Source organism: Stenotrophomonas sp. YJH_SMC_79 (assembly GCF_059367995.1).
In genome coordinates this window covers 285,036-301,515 of record NZ_JCAFRK010000001.1, presented here as the reverse complement: position 1 = coordinate 301,515, position 16,480 = coordinate 285,036, and the positions used below count along the sequence as shown (strand labels likewise).

Genomic DNA, 16,480 nt, shown 5'->3' with positions numbered 1-16,480 from the left:
CGGCCCCTCCCTCAAGGTGCCTTGGCCCCATGGTAGACGCGGGGCTGTCGGCTGCGTCCAGCTGCATACGTATTCATGGCGCCACGCGGTAGCGCGCCTGCTGCGCTGGCTTATGGTCCGGGTCTGCCAACGGCGCCTTGGGAGGGGAAATGCCGATGTCACACACGGTTGTACGCGCACTGTTCGCGCACATGCTCGGCGTGGCCCTGCTGGGATTGACCACGCTGGCACAGGCCGCGCCACAGGTCGTCAGCGTCGAATCACCCGGCAAGGTGCTCAAGGTCAGCCTGGTGCTGGACGGCGGCACCGCCCGCTACCGCGTCGAGCGTTTCGGCGAGCCCGTGGTGGCCGATTCGAAGCTGGGCTTCGAACTGCGCGATGGCCGCCTGGACCGCGATTTCGCCCTGCTCGGCCACCAGCAGCGCAGCGTCGATGACACCTGGGAACAGCCCTGGGGCGAGCGCCGGCTCACCCGCAACCACTTCAACGAGATGACCGTGCAGCTGGCCGGGACCACCGGCAGCAGGCGCCGGCTGGATGTGGTGTTCCGCGTTTACGACGATGGCCTGGGCTTCCGCTATGTATTCCCTCAGCAGCCGAACCTGCGCGAGGCCATCATCGATGACGAACTGACCGAGTTCGCCATCGCGCCCGAATCAACCGCCTGGTGGATTCCCGCCGGTGAGCCGATCCACTACGAATACCTGTACCAGCGCACGCCGCTTCGCGAGGTGCCGCTGGTGCATACGCCGATGACCCTGCGCAGCCGTGATGGCCTGCACGTGGCGATCCACGAGGCCGCGTTGGTGGACTACGCCGGCATGTGGCTGCGGCGAACCGAGGGACAACGCCTGCGCGCGCAGCTGTCACCCTCGGCCGAAGGCTGGAAGGTGCGCCGTGCCCTACCCTTCGCCACGCCCTGGCGCACGCTGCAGATCGCAGACCGTGCCGGTGGCCTGGTCGAATCGGACCTGATCCTCAACCTCAACGAGCCCAATGCGCTGGGCGATGTGAGCTGGGTGAAACCAGCCAAGTACGTGGGCGTGTGGTGGTCGATGCACCTGGACAACGAGAGCTGGGCGACCGGACCGAAGCATGCGGCCACCACCGCCAGGACGAAGAAGGTGATCGACTTCGCCGCCGCGCACGGCTTCCGTGGTGTGCTGGTGGAAGGCTGGAATCCGGGCTGGGACGGCATGTGGGTAGGCAATGGCTACGACTTCGATTTCACCCGTGCCACGTCCGATTTCGACATTGAAGCACTGTCGGCGTATGGCCTGAAGAAGGGTGTTCACCTCATCGGCCACCATGAAACCGGCTGCGCCATCGAACACTACGAGGATCAGCTGGGCGCTGCGCTGGACCTGTACGCACGGCTGGGCGTAGACCAGTTCAAGACCGGCTATGTCTGCGACGACGGCCAGGTCGACCGCCGCAATCCCACGGGGGGCCCGCTGTGGCGCGAGTGGCACGACGGGCAGTTCATGGCCCGCCACCATCTGAAGGTGGTGCAGGAAGCCGCGCGCCGGCACCTGTCGGTGAACCCGCATGAGCCGATCAAGGACACCGGCCTGCGCCGCACCTATCCCAACTGGATCTCGCGCGAAGGTGCGCGTGGCATGGAGTACAACGCCTGGGGCCAGCCACCGAACCCGCCGGAACATGAGGTCAACCTGGTGTTCACCCGCATGCTGGCCGGGCCGATGGATTACACCCCCGGCATCCTCAGCCTGAAGGGCCGCCACGGCCAGGCCATCCCCAGCACGTTGGCCCGCCAACTGGCGCTGTACGTGGTGCTGTACAGCCCGATCCAGATGGCCGCCGACCTGCCCGAGCACTACCTGCAGCATCGCGAGGCGTTCCGCTTCATCGAAGACGTGGCGGTGGACTGGGAGCAGAGCCGCGTGCTCGATGGCGAAGTGGGCGACTACGTGACCATCGTGCGCCGCGACCGCAACAGCCGCGACTGGTTCCTCGGCAGCATCACGGATGAACACGGCCGCGTGCTGCCGGTGTCGCTGGGCTTCCTGGAGCCAGGCGTGCGCTATCGCGCCGAGATCTACCGTGATGGTGAAGGCGCTGATTTCCGCAGCAACCCGTTCGCGTTCGCACGCGAAACCCGCGAGGTGACCAGTGCCGATGCAGTGACGCTGGTGCTGGCACCGGGCGGTGGGCAGGCCATTCGCTTCACGCCGCTGTGAATGCCCCGGTAGTGCCAGCCGCTGGCCGGCAACCCGGTGAACGCGATTGCCGGCCAGCGGCCGGCACTACCGCAAGCAGGATCTGAAAGCGATTACATCCCTGCAAACACCATTGAATACGTATGCAGGGTGATTCCCGCGAAGAACGCGCTGCCTACCATAGCGGCGACGACAGCGGCCACCGCGTCGCACGTCCTCGGCCCGGCCGGGACGCTCACGAATCGATCTGCAACATTGCCTGGGAGGGGAAAATGTTGAACCACAAGCGCAGTCCGCTGAGTCTCGCGCTGGCCGTTGTACTGGCGCCGACGCTGGCGTCGGCACAGTCCACGCAGAGCACCACCACGCCGGCCGGCACCGCCGCCACCAACCTGGACACGGTGCAGGTCACCGGCATCCGCCGCGGCATCGAGAGCGCGATCGCGGTCAAGCAGGACGCCACCTCGGTGGTCGAGGCGATCTCCGCCGAAGACATCGGCAAGCTGCCCGACGTCAGCATCGCCGAGTCGATCTCGCGCCTGCCCGGCCTGGCCGCGCAGCGCGTGGCGGGCCGTGCGCAGGTGATCAGCGTGCGCGGCCTGTCGCCGGACTTCGCCACCACCCTGCTCAATGGCCGCGAAGTGGTCAGCACCGGTGACAACCGCGGCGTCGAGTTCGACCAGTATCCGTCCGAGCTGGTCAACGGCGTGACCGTGTACAAGACCCCGGATGCGGCGCTGGTCGGCCAGGGCCTGTCGGGCACCATCGACATGCAGACGGCACGCCCGCTCAGCTTCGGCGAACGCGTGATCGCGGTCAGCGGCCGGTACCAGAAGAGCTCGCTCGGTCGCGCCGCCAACGTCGATCCGTACGGCAACCGCTTCAGCGCCAGCTATATCGACCAGTTCCTGGACAAGACCCTGGGCATCGCCATCGGCTACGCGCACAGCGACATGCCGATCCAGGAGAACCAGGTCGGCCTGTATGAGCCGTGGACCACCGAGCACACCGACAAGGGCAACCGCCCGGGCGTTGCAGCCGGCACCTACTTCTCCGATGGCATCAAGGCGCTGCGCCGCACCGGCAACAACAAGCGCGACGGCGTGATGGCCACGATCCAGTTCCGGCCGAACAACAGCTGGACCAGCACCTTCGATGCGTTCCACACCGAAGCCGAGCAGATCGACACCGCCAACCAGTTCGAGCTCAACCTGAGCAACTACAACGGCAATTACACACCCGGCCTGCTGGTCAGCAACCCGCAGATCAACGCCAATGGATCATTCACCGGCGGCACCGCCAGCGGCGTGTACCCGCTGGTACGCGGCATGTACAACAAGCGCAAGGACAAGATCGACGCGTTCGGCTGGAACAACGAATTCAACTTCAGTGGCGTCAAGCTGGTCGCCGACCTGAACTACTCCAAGGCCACCCGCGATGAGCTGAACCTGGAAAACAACCTGCAGCTGACCCCGATGCCGCAGCTGGATACGGTCGGCGTGACGATCCGCCAGGATGGTTTCTCGCAGATCAGCCCGGGGCTGGACTATTCCAACCCCGGCGCGTTGTTCCTGACCAACACCATCTACGGTTCCGGCTACGGCAAGGTGCCGAAGGTGGAGGACCGCCTGAAGGGTGGCAAGCTGGCCGCCACCATCGCCCTGCCCGATGCCATCGCCTCGTGGGCGCCGGACATCGACATCGGCGTGAACTACGCCGACCGCCGCAAGGTGAAGACCCAGTCCGAAGGCAACATCCTGCTCGGCGCGCAGGGCGACGCCAACATCGCCTCGGACCTGCAGTACCGCCCGGTGGACCTGAGCTTCGCCGGCCTCGGCACCATCCCGGCCTGGAACGTGCCGGCCGCGGTGGGTCGCTACATGACCTTCAACCCGGTCGACAACCTGGACTACCTGATTCCCAAGTCGTGGACGGTGCAGGAAAAGATCACCACCGCCTGGGCGCGCCTGAACATCAACACCGACATCGGCGTGGTCGGCGTGCGCGGCAACATCGGCGTGCAGATGCAGCACACCGACCAGAGCTCGGATTCGCGCTACTGGGACAGCTCGCAGCCGGCCGGCAGCAACATCCAGCCCTACTCCGCTGGCCGCACGTACAACGACTGGCTGCCGAGCTTGAACCTGGCCTTCATGTTCCCGCACCAGCAGACGCTGCGCTTCGCCGCCGCCAAGCAGGTCGCACGCCCGCGCGTGGACCAGATGCGCGCCGGCCTGGAGTTCGGCGTGGACACCGGCACCGGCCGCCCTGGCGGCAGCGGCGGTAATCCGCTGCTGGACCCGTGGCGTGCCACCGCGCTGGACCTCTCCTATGAGAAGTACTTCGGCGAGAAGGCCTATGTGGCCGCCGCGATCTTCTACAAGGACCTGAAGAGCTACGTCTACACCCAGTCGGTGGACAACTACGACTTCACCGCGCTGCTGGGCAGCTACGTGCCGCCGCCGGGCATGACGGCGCCGGTGCTGACCACCGGCACCTTCTCCGCTCCGCAGAACGGCAAGGGCGGCACGCTGAAGGGCCTGGAACTGACCGCGTCGTTCCCGCTGGACATGCTGACCGACAATCTGCGCGGCTTCGGCGTGCAGGCCAGCGCGACCTTCAACAAGAGCGACATCACCATCCTGGATCCGGAGAGCGCCTCCAGCGTGGGCAGTGACCCGATCAGCCTGCCGGGCCTGTCCAAGCGCGTGTACAACTTCACCGCCTATTACGAGCGCAGCGGATTTGAAGCACGCGTGAGCCAGCGCCGGCGTTCGGACTTCATCGGTGAGATCGGCAATTTCAACGGCAACCGCAGCCTGCGCTATGTCGTCGGCGAAAACGTGACCGATGCGCAGGTCAGCTACACCTTCAGCGACAGCAGCGCCCTGCGGGGCCTGACCCTGCTGCTGCAGGGCAGCAACCTGACCAACGAGCCGTACCGCACCTACGCCGGCAGCAAGGACCGCCCGCTGGAGTACATCGAGTGGGGCCGCACCTACATGCTGGGCGTGAACTACAAGTTCTGAGGTCGCGCCGGGCCCTGCCCGGCGCCCCGGACTCGGTAGTGCCGGCCGCTGGCCGGCAACAGAAAACAGGGAGCAGGACCGGAAACCCGCTGCGCAGGCAGCGGGTTTTCTTTTGCGCGAATGCCGGCCAGGGGTCGGCAAAGTCCATCCACGCATGGCGTGGATAAGCGCCATCCCCGCTAGATCCACACCACGCGTGGATGCCTTTCACCAACCGCACCCACAAAAAAGGGACGGGGCGCTTCGGCCCCGTCCCCGCAAGTACCGCCACCGGAGAAAACGGTCAGCTGCGTCGGGCGCAATACACCGCACGCGGCGGCAGCTGGAGTTCATTGCCCTGCACCGTGCCCGCATCCGGGCCCGGCACCGCCACCTGCTGCCAGTTGCCCGGCGGCAGCGGATGGCTCACCGCCTCGGCCGTCAGGTTGAAGGCCAGCAGGAGGGTTTCATCTGCAAGCATACGCTCGAACAGCAGCACTGGCTCGGCGCTTTCGATGAATCGGATGCTGCCATGCAATAGCGCCGGCTGGCCATGCCGCCAGGCCAGGAATGCCCGGAACGCCGCCAGGACCGAGTTCGGGTCGCGCTCCTGCACGGCCACCGCCGCCGCCCGGTGCTCGGCCGGGATCGGCAGCCAGGGCTTGCCGGAGGTGAAGCCAGCCAGCGGAGCGTCGGTCCACGGCAGCGGGGTACGGCAGCCGTCGCGGCCCTTGAAGTTCGGCCAGAAGGTGATGCCATAGGGGTCCTGCAGGGCCTCGAACGGCACCTCGGCCTCGGCCAGGCCCAGCTCCTCGCCCTGGTACAGGCACACCGAGCCGCGCAGCGAGCACAGCAGCGCCACCAGCATCCGCGCCAGGCGCGGGTCGGCCGGGTGGCCGCCCCAGCGGCTGACCGCCCGCTCCACGTCGTGATTCGAAACCGCCCAGCAGGGCCAGCCTTCGGTCATCACCGCTTCCAGGCGCGAGACCGTATCGCGGATGTAGGCCGCACTGTAGTCGTTGACCAGCAGCTCGAAGCTGTAGCCCATGTGCAGGCGGCCGTCCTGGGTGTACTCGGCGGTGGTGGCCAGCGAGTCCTCCGAGGAAATCTCGCCGAGGCTGACCGCGCCCGGGTACTCGTCCAGCAGCGCGCGCAGCTGCCCCAGGAACGGCAGGTTCTCCGGCTGGGTGTTGTTGTAATAGTGATACTGGTACGCGTACGGGTTGTCTGGACTGAAGCCGCGGCCCACGCGCTTGTCCGCCGGCTTGGGCGGGTTGTCGCGCAGCTGCGCATCGTGGAAGCAGAAGTTGATCGCATCCAGGCGGAAGCCGTCCACGCCGCGGTCCAGCCAGAAGCGCACGTTGTCCAGGGTGGCCTGCTGCACGTCCGGGTGATGGAAGTTCAGGTCCGGCTGGTCGACCAGGAAGTTGTGCAGGTAGTACTGCTCACGGCGAGGCTCCCACTGCCAGGCGCCGCCACCGAACAGCGACAGCCAGTTGTTCGGCGGCGTGCCGTCCTCGCGCGGGTCGGCCCAGACGTACCAGTCCGCCTTCGGGTTGCTGCGGTCCTGGCGGCTCTCGCGGAACCAGGCGTGCTCGATCGAGGTGTGGCTCAGCACCTGGTCGATCATCACCTTCAGGCCCAGACCGTGCGCCTTGGCCAGCAGGCGGTCGAAGTCGTCCAGGCTGCCGAACAGCGGGTCGACGTCGCGGTAGTCGGCGATGTCGTAGCCGAAGTCGGCCATCGGCGACTTGAAGAACGGCGAGATCCAGATCGCGTCCACGCCCAGCGCGGCAATGTGGTCCAGCCGCTCGATGATGCCCGGCAGGTCGCCCACGCCATCGCCGTTGGCATCGAGGTAGCTGCGCGGGTAGATCTGGTAGATGACGGCTCCGCGCCACCATGGATAGTGCGACATCGACAGCCCCCCTCCGGGCATGCGGGGCCCGCCGGAAGCGGGCCGAAATCCTGTTCCGGCAAGCTTAGCGGCGGCCTCCCGGGCATGGCGCAACCTGCATACGTATTCACGCAGGCGGCCGCCTTGGCCAGGCCGCGGACGCCGGTCGGCCCGGTTTGCGCCCGAATTCACGGCCAGCGCCTATAATCAGTGGTGAGCCTGAAAGCCTGATCGCATGACCATCACCGAAGACACCCGTCCCGCCCTGGGCCTGCCCCAGATCCAGTCGCTTGCCGCGGCCGACATGGCCGCCGTCGACGCCCTGATCCGGCGCCGGCTGTCCTCGGACGTCGTGCTTATCAACCAGATCGCCGACCACATCATTTCCGCCGGCGGCAAGCGCCTGCGCCCGATGCTGGTGATGCTGGCCGGCCGTGCGGTCGGCAATGTGGGCGCGGACCACCACCAGCTGGCCGCGATCATCGAGTTCATCCACACCTCCACCCTGCTGCACGACGACGTGGTGGACGAATCCAGCCTGCGGCGTGGCCGCAGCACCGCCAACGCGCTGTGGGGCAACGCGCCCAGCGTACTGGTCGGCGACTTCCTGTACTCGCGCAGCTTCCAGCTGATGGTCGAGCTGGAGCGCATGTCGGTGATGCAGATCCTGGCCGATGCCACCAACCGCATCGCCGAGGGTGAGGTGCTGCAGCTGCTGCACGTGCACAACCCCGATACTGACGAAGCCGCGTACCTGCGCGTTATCGAGCGCAAGACCGCGGTGCTGTTCGCTGCCGGTACCCGCCTGGGCGCGCTGGCCAGCGGTGTGGACGAAGCCACCCAGCAGGCCCTGTTCGACTACGGCATGCACCTGGGCTACGCGTTCCAGATCGCCGACGACGTGCTGGACTACTCGGCCAACGCCGAGGAGCTGGGCAAGAACCTGGGCGACGACCTTGCAGAGGGCAAGGCGACGCTTCCGCTGATCCACGCGATGGCCCACTCCGACGATGCCACCCGCGAGCGCCTGCGCACCATCGTGCAGGATGGTGATGCCTCGGCGATGCCGGAAGTGCTGGCCGCGATCCGCGCCACCGGCGGCCTGGAGTACAGCCGCGCGCGTGCCGAGGAATATGCCGAAGCCGCCGAGCGCGCGCTCGATGGCCTGGCTGACAACGACGCCGTGGCCGCCCTGCGTGGTCTGGCCCGTTACGCGGTGCAGCGCTCGCATTGACCGATGAAGGCGTGCCGACCAACGGTCGGCACCCACCAGACCGGCATTCCGGTGGGTGCCGACCGCTCGCATTGACTGCATCCGGTAGTGCCGGCCGCTGGCCGGCATTCCCGATGACATCGGCAGCATCATGAGGTTGCCGGCCAGCGGCCGGCACTACCGCTGCACGGGTCAACGTTTCTCGAAGCGCTCCTCGAAGAACTCATCCAGCGCCTTCCACGCACGCTTGGCCGCACGCTCGTTGTACTGGCAGCCCGGCGGGCTGTTGGCATCGCGCTCGGCGAAGCAATGCACCGCACCGCTGTAGTTGGTGAACTCCCAATCGACCTTGGCTGCGTTCATTTCCTTCTGGAAACCGGCGATGTCCTCGGCGGTCACGCTCTTGTCGTCGGCCCCGTTGAGCACCAGCACCGACGGGTGCGTGCCACCGGCCTGCGCCGGCAGCGGCGAACCCAGCCCCCCATGCAGGCTGACCACGCCGGCCAACGGCGCGCCGGCACGGGCCAGCTCCAGCACCGTGGTGCCGCCGAAACAGAAGCCCACCGCACCGATCCGGCCAGCATCCAGCGGCACCTTGCCGGCCTGCGCCTTGAGCACGTTCACCGCTTCCAGCGCACGCGCGCGCAGCAGCGGCCGATCGTTGCGCAGCCTGGTCGCCACCGGGCCGGCCTCGGCATCGGTCTTCGGCCGCACGCCCTTGCCGTACACATCGGCCACCAGCACCACGTAGTCATCGCCGGCCAGCAGCTTGGCCTTCTCGATGGCCGATGCGTTCACACCCTTCCAGTTCGGCACCATCACCAGGCCCGGGCGCTTGTCGTTGTCGCCGTCGTCATAGACCAGCACGCCACTGAAGGTCGTGCCCTGGTGCTTCCACTCCACCGGCTGCGTCTTCATCGCCGCCCACGCCGGCATCGCCGCCAGCCCCAGCATCACCGCCACACCGCATCGCCAACGATTCATGCGCCTGCTCCGCAAGAAAAAGGGGACGGAGGGGATTAAGCCGTATTCGCCCCTCCCGCGTCGCATTCTGCATTGGCGACGTGACGCAGGTGTGGTTGGATACGACTTAATCCCCTCCGTCCCCTTTTTTCGCATGAACCTGGTTGATCGCTTTCTGTCTGGCCTGATCCCACGCCTGCCTGCCGACGATGCCCCGCAGTGGGCCCATGTGCAGGGCGCCAGCGCCGAAGACCTGCAGCGCCTGCGTGCGCAGTGGCCGCTGGTGCCGGACAGCCTGGCAGAACTGTTGTCCCGCGTGGATGGCACCCACTTCCGCGAGTACCCCAGCGGTGAGGTCTGCGTGCTGATGCTCGGCTCGGACGTGGAAGACGGCGGCTATCCGTACTACCTGCGCTCGGTCGCGCAGATCTTCGAAGACCAGCAGCAATGGGACGACAGCATCCGTTCCATCTACGAGGAATGGCTGGACGACGAGCCGGAGATCCTGGGTGAAGGCATCGACGCCGATCTGCCGATGAACCGCCGCCTGTGCTTCTCGCACTGCATGAACAATGGCGGCACCTCGATGCTGTACCTGGATTTTGATCCGGCACCCGGCGGCGTTGCCGGCCAGGTGGTGCGCTACCTGCACGATCCGGACAGCTACGCGGTGATCGCGCCCAGCTTCGATGCGTATCTGCAGCAGCTGATCGACGGCGGCTACGCGTTCATCGACGAGGAACAGTAGATCCACGCCATGCGTGGATGAATTTCTCCGGAGGTTGCCGGCCAGCGGCCGGCACTACCTTCAAGCGATACCCAACCCCGGAATCGCGCTGATGCTCTCCGGGTCAAACCCGGCCAGCTCAGCGAAATGACGGCCACGCGCCACGTAGTCGCGATAGGCGCCAAAGCTCGGCGCGCCCGGCGACAGCAGCACCACCCCACCCTGCGCACCCAGCGCGGCGCGCGCCAAGGCCATCGCCTCGGGCAGATCACCTGCAGCGTGCAGGCCGAAGCGACCGGCATCGGCCAACGGCTGCAGCATCGCGTGGATGCGGGGGCCGTTGCTGCCCATGGTCACGATCTCCACCGGCGGCACGTCGTGGGCCATGTGCTGCATGAAATCGGTCCAGTCCAGGCCACGGTCGTGCCCGCCCACCAGCAACGCGATGCGCTGCCCGGCAAAGCACTCCAGCGCAGCCAGGCTGGCATGCGGCGTGGTGCTGATCGAATCGTTGACGTAGGTCAGGCCATCGGCCGCGCCGATGCGTTGCAGGCGATTCGGCAGGGGCCGGAAATCCTGCACCGCCGGCGCCAGCGCCACCGCGTCCAGCCCCAGCGCTTCCAGCGCGGCCAGCACCGCGCACAGGTTGCCGCGGTTGTGGCGGCCCGGCAGCGGTGTGTTGCGGGTATCGAACACGGCCTGCTCACCGCGATGCACGATGTCACCACGCATATGCCAGCCCTGCGCCTGGTTGAACCAGACCACTTCGCTGTCAGGCAGCGACAGCGCGGCCAGGTGCGGATCGGCGGCGTTGAGCACGGCGATGCGCGGCGCAGCTTCGGTCACCAGCCGCAGCTTGTCCTCGATGTAACGCTGCTCGCTGCCGTGCCAGTCCAGGTGTTCGGGGAACAGGTTCAGCACCACCGCCACCTGCGGGTGGGCGCCACTGCGCGCCACTTCGCCGGTCTGGTAGCTGGACAGTTCCACCGCCCAGTACTCGGGTGCGGGTTGCGGGTCCAGCACTTCCAGCAGCGGCAGGCCGATGTTGCCGACCAGGCCGGTACGGTGGCCGGCCGCGCGCAACAGGTGTGCGACCAGCGCGGTGGTGGTGCTCTTGCCCTTGGTGCCGGTCACGCACACGGTGTCATGCACGGTGCCATCGGCACCCGCATGCTCGGCAAACCACAGCGCAGTGCCGCCGATAAAGGTGGTGCCCTGCCCCGCCGCCGCCAGCGCGACCGGCTGGTAGGGGCTGATGCCGGGAGACTTGATCACCACGTCAAACGCGGCCAGCGCTTCAGCAGAAGGCTCACCACGCACGTCCAGCACGCCCTGCGTTTCCGCACGCGCGGCCTCGACTTCGGCCGCCGGGCAGAACAGGCTCAGCGGCAGCGTGGGCAGTCGCTCACGCAGCACCGCAAACGCGGCGCGGCCCTCACGGCCCCAGCCCCACAGCGCAACGCGCTTTCCTTCAAGCTTGGAAATCTTCACGCACCCGTTCCCACAGCGCAGCCGGAACGCGGTGCTCGCCCTGCAGCTGCAGCAGCGGTGCCAGTTCCAGTTCGGCGGCATCCAGCTGCGGCTGGATCTCATTGCAGAAGCGCTTCACCAGCACGTCTTCCTTCCACTCCGGGCGCTGCGCCAGGGTCGCCATCGCCGCACGCGATTCGCGGCCTTCGCCGACGCACTCAAACGGCTTGTGGTCCTGGAATTCCAGCAGCGCATCGAAACCACCGGCCTGCTCGGCATCGTCCAGCAGGTTGCGGCCGAAGATGCGCACCAGGCGCGTCTTGGGCATGAACGGGGCCAGCGCCAGGAACACGAAATGGCACTTCGGGCAGACGCCGCACCAGCGGTTCACCGGGCGCTCGCCGAGGATGTGGAAGTTGCGGTTGCAGCTGGAGAAGTGCGCGTCGTAGAAGTCGGTCTTGGCGAACTGGCGGGCCACCGCCAGCTCGGACATCGGGCGCAGCAGCGAGTAGTACTGCAGGTCCGCCGCCACGTGCGCCTGCACATGGCTGCCGAAGGCCTGCTCGAACGCCCAGCCCTTGGACCACTGGTGGTTCACTTCGCCGGTGCCCGGAATCTGGCTGCCGTAGCTGGCCGAACGCTCATTGGAGAACACCACCTGGTCCACGCCCTGCAGCAGCGCGGCCAGCACCATGATCGCCGAGTTCACCGCGGTGACCGGGATATGGCCGTTCCAGGCGCCCTGGCGGTTGAGCTCGAACAGTTCTGGCGCCAGCGCGCGGCCCAGGTTCAGCGTCGGCAGGCCGGTACGCTCGGCACAGGCGCGGATCAGCTGCGAACCGCCGATCCAGGTCACCGTTTCGTCCACGCCGGCACGGCGCAGCGCTTCGATGCTGACCAGCGAATCCTTGCCGCCGCCGATCGCCACCAGCGCGTGCGGCTGCAGGCCCAGCACCGGCGCCTGCACCGCTTCGCCCTGCACCGGCAGGCGGAAGCGCCCGCGCAGGTTCAGGCCGTTGCGGTACGCGAATTCACCCAGGCCGTTGAGATAGACCGTCTCCACCAGCGCAGCGGTATCGGCATCGATGGCATAGCTGTCGATGCTGACCGTCTCCGGTACGCCCGCCTTGTAGTAGCTGACACCGGCGATCAGGTGCAGCAGCTGCAGCGCGCGCTGCACGGCAGCGGTACGCGCCTCGTCCAGCACGAACGGGGCGCCCGGCACGGTGATGGTCTCCACCATCTCCGGGCCGTCATCAAAGGCATAGACCAGCTTGGCCACGCCGGTCTGCGCGGCGAACTCGCAGCGGACGAAGCGGAAGCGGGAAACCTGGTGTTTGTCGAAAGCAGTCATGGTGTATCCGGTCAGGCACGGGCCCGCGCGATGGCGCGGGGCGTGTCGGTGGGCGGGTGCAGGGCGCGCGCGGCGATCATTCGATCACGTCTTCGCGCGGCAGCATCCGCTGGTTGTAGGTGTTGGCCATCGAATAGCCGTAGGCGCCGGCATCGGCGATCAGCATCACGTCGTCCGGCGCGGTCGACACCGGCAGCTTGCGGCGCTTGCCGAACACATCGCTGGATTCGCAGATCGGGCCAACCACATCGAACGCCGCCTCGGCATACCCACCCTGGCGGCTGAGGTTCTCGATGTCGTGCCAGGCGTCGTACAGGGCCGGGCGCATCAGTGCGTTCATGCCCGCATCCAGGCCGACGCGGCGCACGCCGTCCTTCTCCACCACCTGGGTGACATGGGTCAGCAGCACGCCGGACTCGGCCACCAGGTAGCGGCCCGGCTCGATCGCCAGGCGGAAGGCCGGATGCAGCGCCTTGACCTCGGCCAGGCCCTCGGCCCAGGCATCCAGGTCGAACGGCTCGTCCTCGGCGGAATACGGAATCGGCAGGCCGCCACCGATGTCGATGGTCTGCACGCTGCCGATGCGGCGGGCGAAACCGGCCAGTTCATCGCACATCAGGCGCCAGTGCTGCGCGGTTTCCACGCCACTGCCCAGGTGCGCATGCAGGCCGACCACGCGGCTGCCCAGATCGGTGGCCGCGCGCACGAACTCGTCGACGCGGGCGATCGGCAGGCCGAACTTGGAGTCCTTGCCGCCGGTACGGACCTTGGCATGGTGGCCTTCGCCACGGCCCAGGTCGACACGCAGCCACAGCTCTCGGTTACGGAACAGGTCCGGCCAGCGCTGCAGTGCTTCAACGTTGTCGACGGTGACGGTCACGCCCAGCGCGAATGCGGCTTCGTACTCGCTGCGTGGGCAGAAGCTGGGGGTGAACAGCACGCGCTTGGGCGACAGTTCCGGCAGGTGCTGGAACACGTGCTTCAGCTCGCCGTGCGATACGCACTCGAGGCCGAAACCTTCGGCTTCCAGCAGCTGCAGGATGGCCGGGTGGCTGTTGGCCTTGATCGCGTAGTAGCGCTGGTCGATCGGCTTGATCGCAGCCAGCGCACGGGCGCGGGCGCGCACCGTCGGCAGGTGGTAGACGTAGCGCGGCGTGCCGGCATCGGCCAGCTGCAGCAGGTGCGCACGCTGGCCCCGCCACCACGGCGTGCCACGCGGGCGCACGGTGCCGGCGATCTCGCGCCAGCGCGGGCCGAACACTTCGGTCTCTTCCACTGGCATCGCGCCGCTGTCGATCAGCTCGGCGTGCAGCACCGGCAGCAGACCATCGGCATCGGCCTCGTCGATGACGAAGGTCAGGTTCAGGTCGTTGGACGACTGCGAGATCATGTGCACGCGCTCGCGGCCGAAGGTGGCCCACACATCCGACAGCTTGTGCAGCAGCGAACGCATGCCACGACCAACCAGGGTGATCGCCGCGCATGGCACGATCACCTTCACCTTGCAGATCTGCGACAGGTCGGCCGACAGCGCGGCCAGCACATCGGTGTTGACCAGGTTCTCGGACGGGTCCAGCGACACGGTGACGTTGGTTTCGGCCGAACCGATCAGGTCCACCGACAGGCCATGCTTCTTGAACAGGTTGAACACATCGGCCAGGAAGCCGACCTGCTGCCACATGCCGATGCCTTCCATCGACACCAGCACGATGCCGTTGCGGCGGCTGATCGCCTTCACCCCCGGCACCGGTGCGGCACTGCCATCGATGCTGGTACCCGGCAGTTCCGGGCGCTCGGTATCGAGGATGGCCATCGGCACGCCGGCATCGCGGCACGGCTTGATCGAGCGCGGGTGCAGCACCTTGGCGCCGGTCGTGGCGATTTCCTGCGCTTCGTAATAGTCCAGGCGGGTCAGCAGGCGCGCGTCCGGCACGTCCTTCGGGTTGGCGCTGAACATGCCCGGCACATCGGTCCAGATCTCCACACGGCTGGCCCCCAGCAGCGCACCGAAGTACGCCGCCGAGGTGTCCGAGCCGCCGCGGCCGAGGATGGCGGTGCCGCCGTCGGCATGGCGGGAAATGAAGCCCTGGGTGATCAGCAGGCGGGTCGGCTGCGCGCGGAAGCGCTGCATCCACTCCGCATCGGCGCGCCACTGGCAGTTTACCGAAAGGCGCTGCGACCAGTCACTCTGGTTCGGCTGCGGCGGCATCGCGTCCAGCCACTGGCGGGCGTCCATCCAGCCCATGTCCAGGCCCGAGGCGTGCAGATAGGCCGCGCCCAGGGTGGAGGACAACAGCTCGCCCTGGCCCAGCACTTCGGCCTGCCATTCCAGCGGACGGGTCGCGGCGCGCGCGTCGTCCAACAGGCCCTGCAGCGCCGCCAGGCGCTCGGCCAGCACCTCACGGCCCAGGCCCAGTTCAACCAGGAAGCCCTCGTGGCGCTCGACCAGCGCGGCCACGCGATCACGGCTGTCCGGCGCGCCATCGGCGATCGCGGTCAGTTCGTTGGTGACCCCGGACAGCGCCGACACCACCACCAGCACGCGCGAGCCGGTCTCTTCCGCACGTTTTTTCGCCAGCTTCCCGATCGTGTCCCAGCGATGACGACGCGACACCGAGGTGCCGCCGAACTTCAGTACGATCCAACGATCGACAAGGGGGGAAGCTGACATGGATTGGCTATGTAGAATGTGGGGAAGCCGCCCTCGGGGGCGGAACCTTTGATTCTAAGCGCAATATCCCCGTAGATGGCCGTCCTCCGTTACCTGCAGCTCGATGTCTTTGCCCCCCGCCCCGGCACCGGCAATCCCCTGGGCGCCATCCTGGACGCCGACAGGCTCTCCGGCAGCCAGATGCAGGCCCTGTCCGCCTGGCTGAACCTGTCCGAGACGGTGTTCTTCCTGCGCCCCAGCGCGCCCGGCGCCGACTACCACATCCGCATCTTCACCCCGACCCGGGAACTGGCGTTCGCCGGGCATCCCAGCGTCGGTGCGGCGTGGGTGGCGGTGACCTGCGGCCTGGCGCAACCGCGCGGCGGCGCCCTGCTGCAGCAATGCGCGGCGGGGTTGCTGCCGGTACGGGTGAGCGGCCCGGCCGAGACACTGCAGATCCAGCTGGCCAGCCCACCGGCACGACAACTGGACACGACGGCGGACGCCGCGCCGGAGCAGCTGCTGGCGCTGGCGGCCAGCGGGCACGCACCCGAATTGTGGGACAACGGTGCACGCTGGTGGCTGCTGCCACTGCGCGATGCCGCCGCCGTGCGCAGCCTGGTGCCGGACATGGCCGCGCTGGCCGGCTGGAGTCGGGCGACCGATGCCACGGGCGTGGCGGTATTCGCCGACGAAGCCGGCACCGACCACACCCGCGTGGTGCGCGCGTTCTGTCCCGCTGATGCGCCCAGCGTGCCCGAGGACCCGGTGACCGGCAGCGCCAATGCGCTGATTGGCGCCTGGCTGCGGCAGCGCGATGCCCTGCCCGGCCACGAGGGCCGCTACGTGGCCAGCCAGGGCCGTGAAGTGGGACGCGATGGCCTCGTGCAGGTACAGGTCGATGCGCAGGGCACGGTGTGGATTGGCGGCCAGGTGCAGCCGGTCATCGACGGACACATTCGCTGGTAGCGCACGGAAAAAGGGGACGGAGGGAATTAAGTCGCTTATGGCACATGGG

Annotated in this window: 10 protein-coding genes; 5 read left to right on the top strand and 5 right to left on the bottom strand. The window is 67.5% G+C overall.

Annotation, left to right across the window (positions count from 1 at the left end):
- The first annotated feature begins 149 nt into the window (after nucleotides 1-149).
- Together AC5P57_RS01525 and AC5P57_RS01520 are read left to right on the top strand one after the other, a co-directional pair.
- Complete coding sequence (locus tag AC5P57_RS01525; protein ID WP_262236090.1) at nucleotides 150-2,201, top strand: glycoside hydrolase family 97 protein; 2,052 nt, start codon at nucleotides 150-152, stop codon at nucleotides 2,199-2,201.
- A 251-nt stretch (nucleotides 2,202-2,452) separates the two neighbouring features.
- Nucleotides 2,453-5,209 (top strand): TonB-dependent receptor, encoded by a 2,757-nt coding sequence (locus AC5P57_RS01520; RefSeq protein WP_262236089.1) that lies wholly within the window; start codon nucleotides 2,453-2,455, stop codon nucleotides 5,207-5,209.
- Nucleotides 5,210-5,492: 283 nt separating this feature from the next.
- Here AC5P57_RS01520 and AC5P57_RS01515 read toward each other — a convergent pair whose 3' ends face one another.
- Nucleotides 5,493-7,106: an alpha-glucosidase gene (locus tag AC5P57_RS01515; RefSeq protein WP_262236088.1), complete on the bottom strand. Its 1,614-nt coding sequence runs from the start codon at nucleotides 7,104-7,106 to the stop codon at nucleotides 5,493-5,495.
- 214 nt (nucleotides 7,107-7,320) lie between these two features.
- Here AC5P57_RS01515 and AC5P57_RS01510 point away from each other — a divergent pair, with 214 nt between their 5' ends.
- Nucleotides 7,321-8,319, top strand: coding sequence for a polyprenyl synthetase family protein (locus AC5P57_RS01510; protein WP_262236086.1), 999 nt, complete (start codon nucleotides 7,321-7,323; stop codon nucleotides 8,317-8,319).
- A gap of 171 nt (nucleotides 8,320-8,490) precedes the next feature.
- Here AC5P57_RS01510 and AC5P57_RS01505 read toward each other — a convergent pair whose 3' ends face one another.
- Entirely contained in the window at nucleotides 8,491-9,282 is a 792-nt protein-coding gene (locus tag AC5P57_RS01505; protein ID WP_262236084.1) for a dienelactone hydrolase family protein, read from the bottom strand.
- A gap of 133 nt (nucleotides 9,283-9,415) precedes the next feature.
- Between AC5P57_RS01505 and AC5P57_RS01500 the strand changes: the two genes are divergently transcribed.
- Nucleotides 9,416-10,009, top strand: a complete 594-nt coding sequence (locus tag AC5P57_RS01500) for an SMI1/KNR4 family protein (RefSeq protein WP_262236083.1) — start codon at nucleotides 9,416-9,418, stop codon at nucleotides 10,007-10,009.
- 60 nt (nucleotides 10,010-10,069) lie between these two features.
- Here AC5P57_RS01500 and murD read toward each other — a convergent pair whose 3' ends face one another.
- The 3 genes from murD to AC5P57_RS01485 all read right to left on the bottom strand — a co-directional run bounded on the left by murD (nucleotide 10,070) and on the right by AC5P57_RS01485 (nucleotide 15,483).
- Nucleotides 10,070-11,479, bottom strand: coding sequence for a UDP-N-acetylmuramoyl-L-alanine--D-glutamate ligase (gene murD, locus AC5P57_RS01495; protein WP_262236082.1), 1,410 nt, complete (start codon nucleotides 11,477-11,479; stop codon nucleotides 10,070-10,072).
- A complete protein-coding gene (murL, locus tag AC5P57_RS01490; RefSeq protein WP_262236080.1) occupies nucleotides 11,460-12,812 on the bottom strand; it encodes a UDP-N-acetyl-alpha-D-muramoyl-L-alanyl-L-glutamate epimerase in 1,353 nt (450 codons plus the stop codon). The genes murD and murL overlap by 20 nt, the downstream gene beginning before the upstream one ends.
- Nucleotides 12,813-12,888: 76 nt before the next feature.
- The gene (locus tag AC5P57_RS01485) at nucleotides 12,889-15,483 is read right to left on the bottom strand and encodes a bifunctional aspartate kinase/diaminopimelate decarboxylase (protein ID WP_262236078.1); all 2,595 of its coding nucleotides are present in this window, start codon (nucleotides 15,481-15,483) and stop codon (nucleotides 12,889-12,891) included.
- Nucleotides 15,484-15,558: 75 nt separating this feature from the next.
- On the opposite strand from AC5P57_RS01485, the gene AC5P57_RS01480 reads away from it, so the two are divergent.
- Nucleotides 15,559-16,431, top strand: a complete 873-nt coding sequence (locus tag AC5P57_RS01480) for a PhzF family phenazine biosynthesis protein (protein ID WP_262236077.1) — start codon at nucleotides 15,559-15,561, stop codon at nucleotides 16,429-16,431.
- Nucleotides 16,432-16,480: the final 49 nt, after the last annotated feature.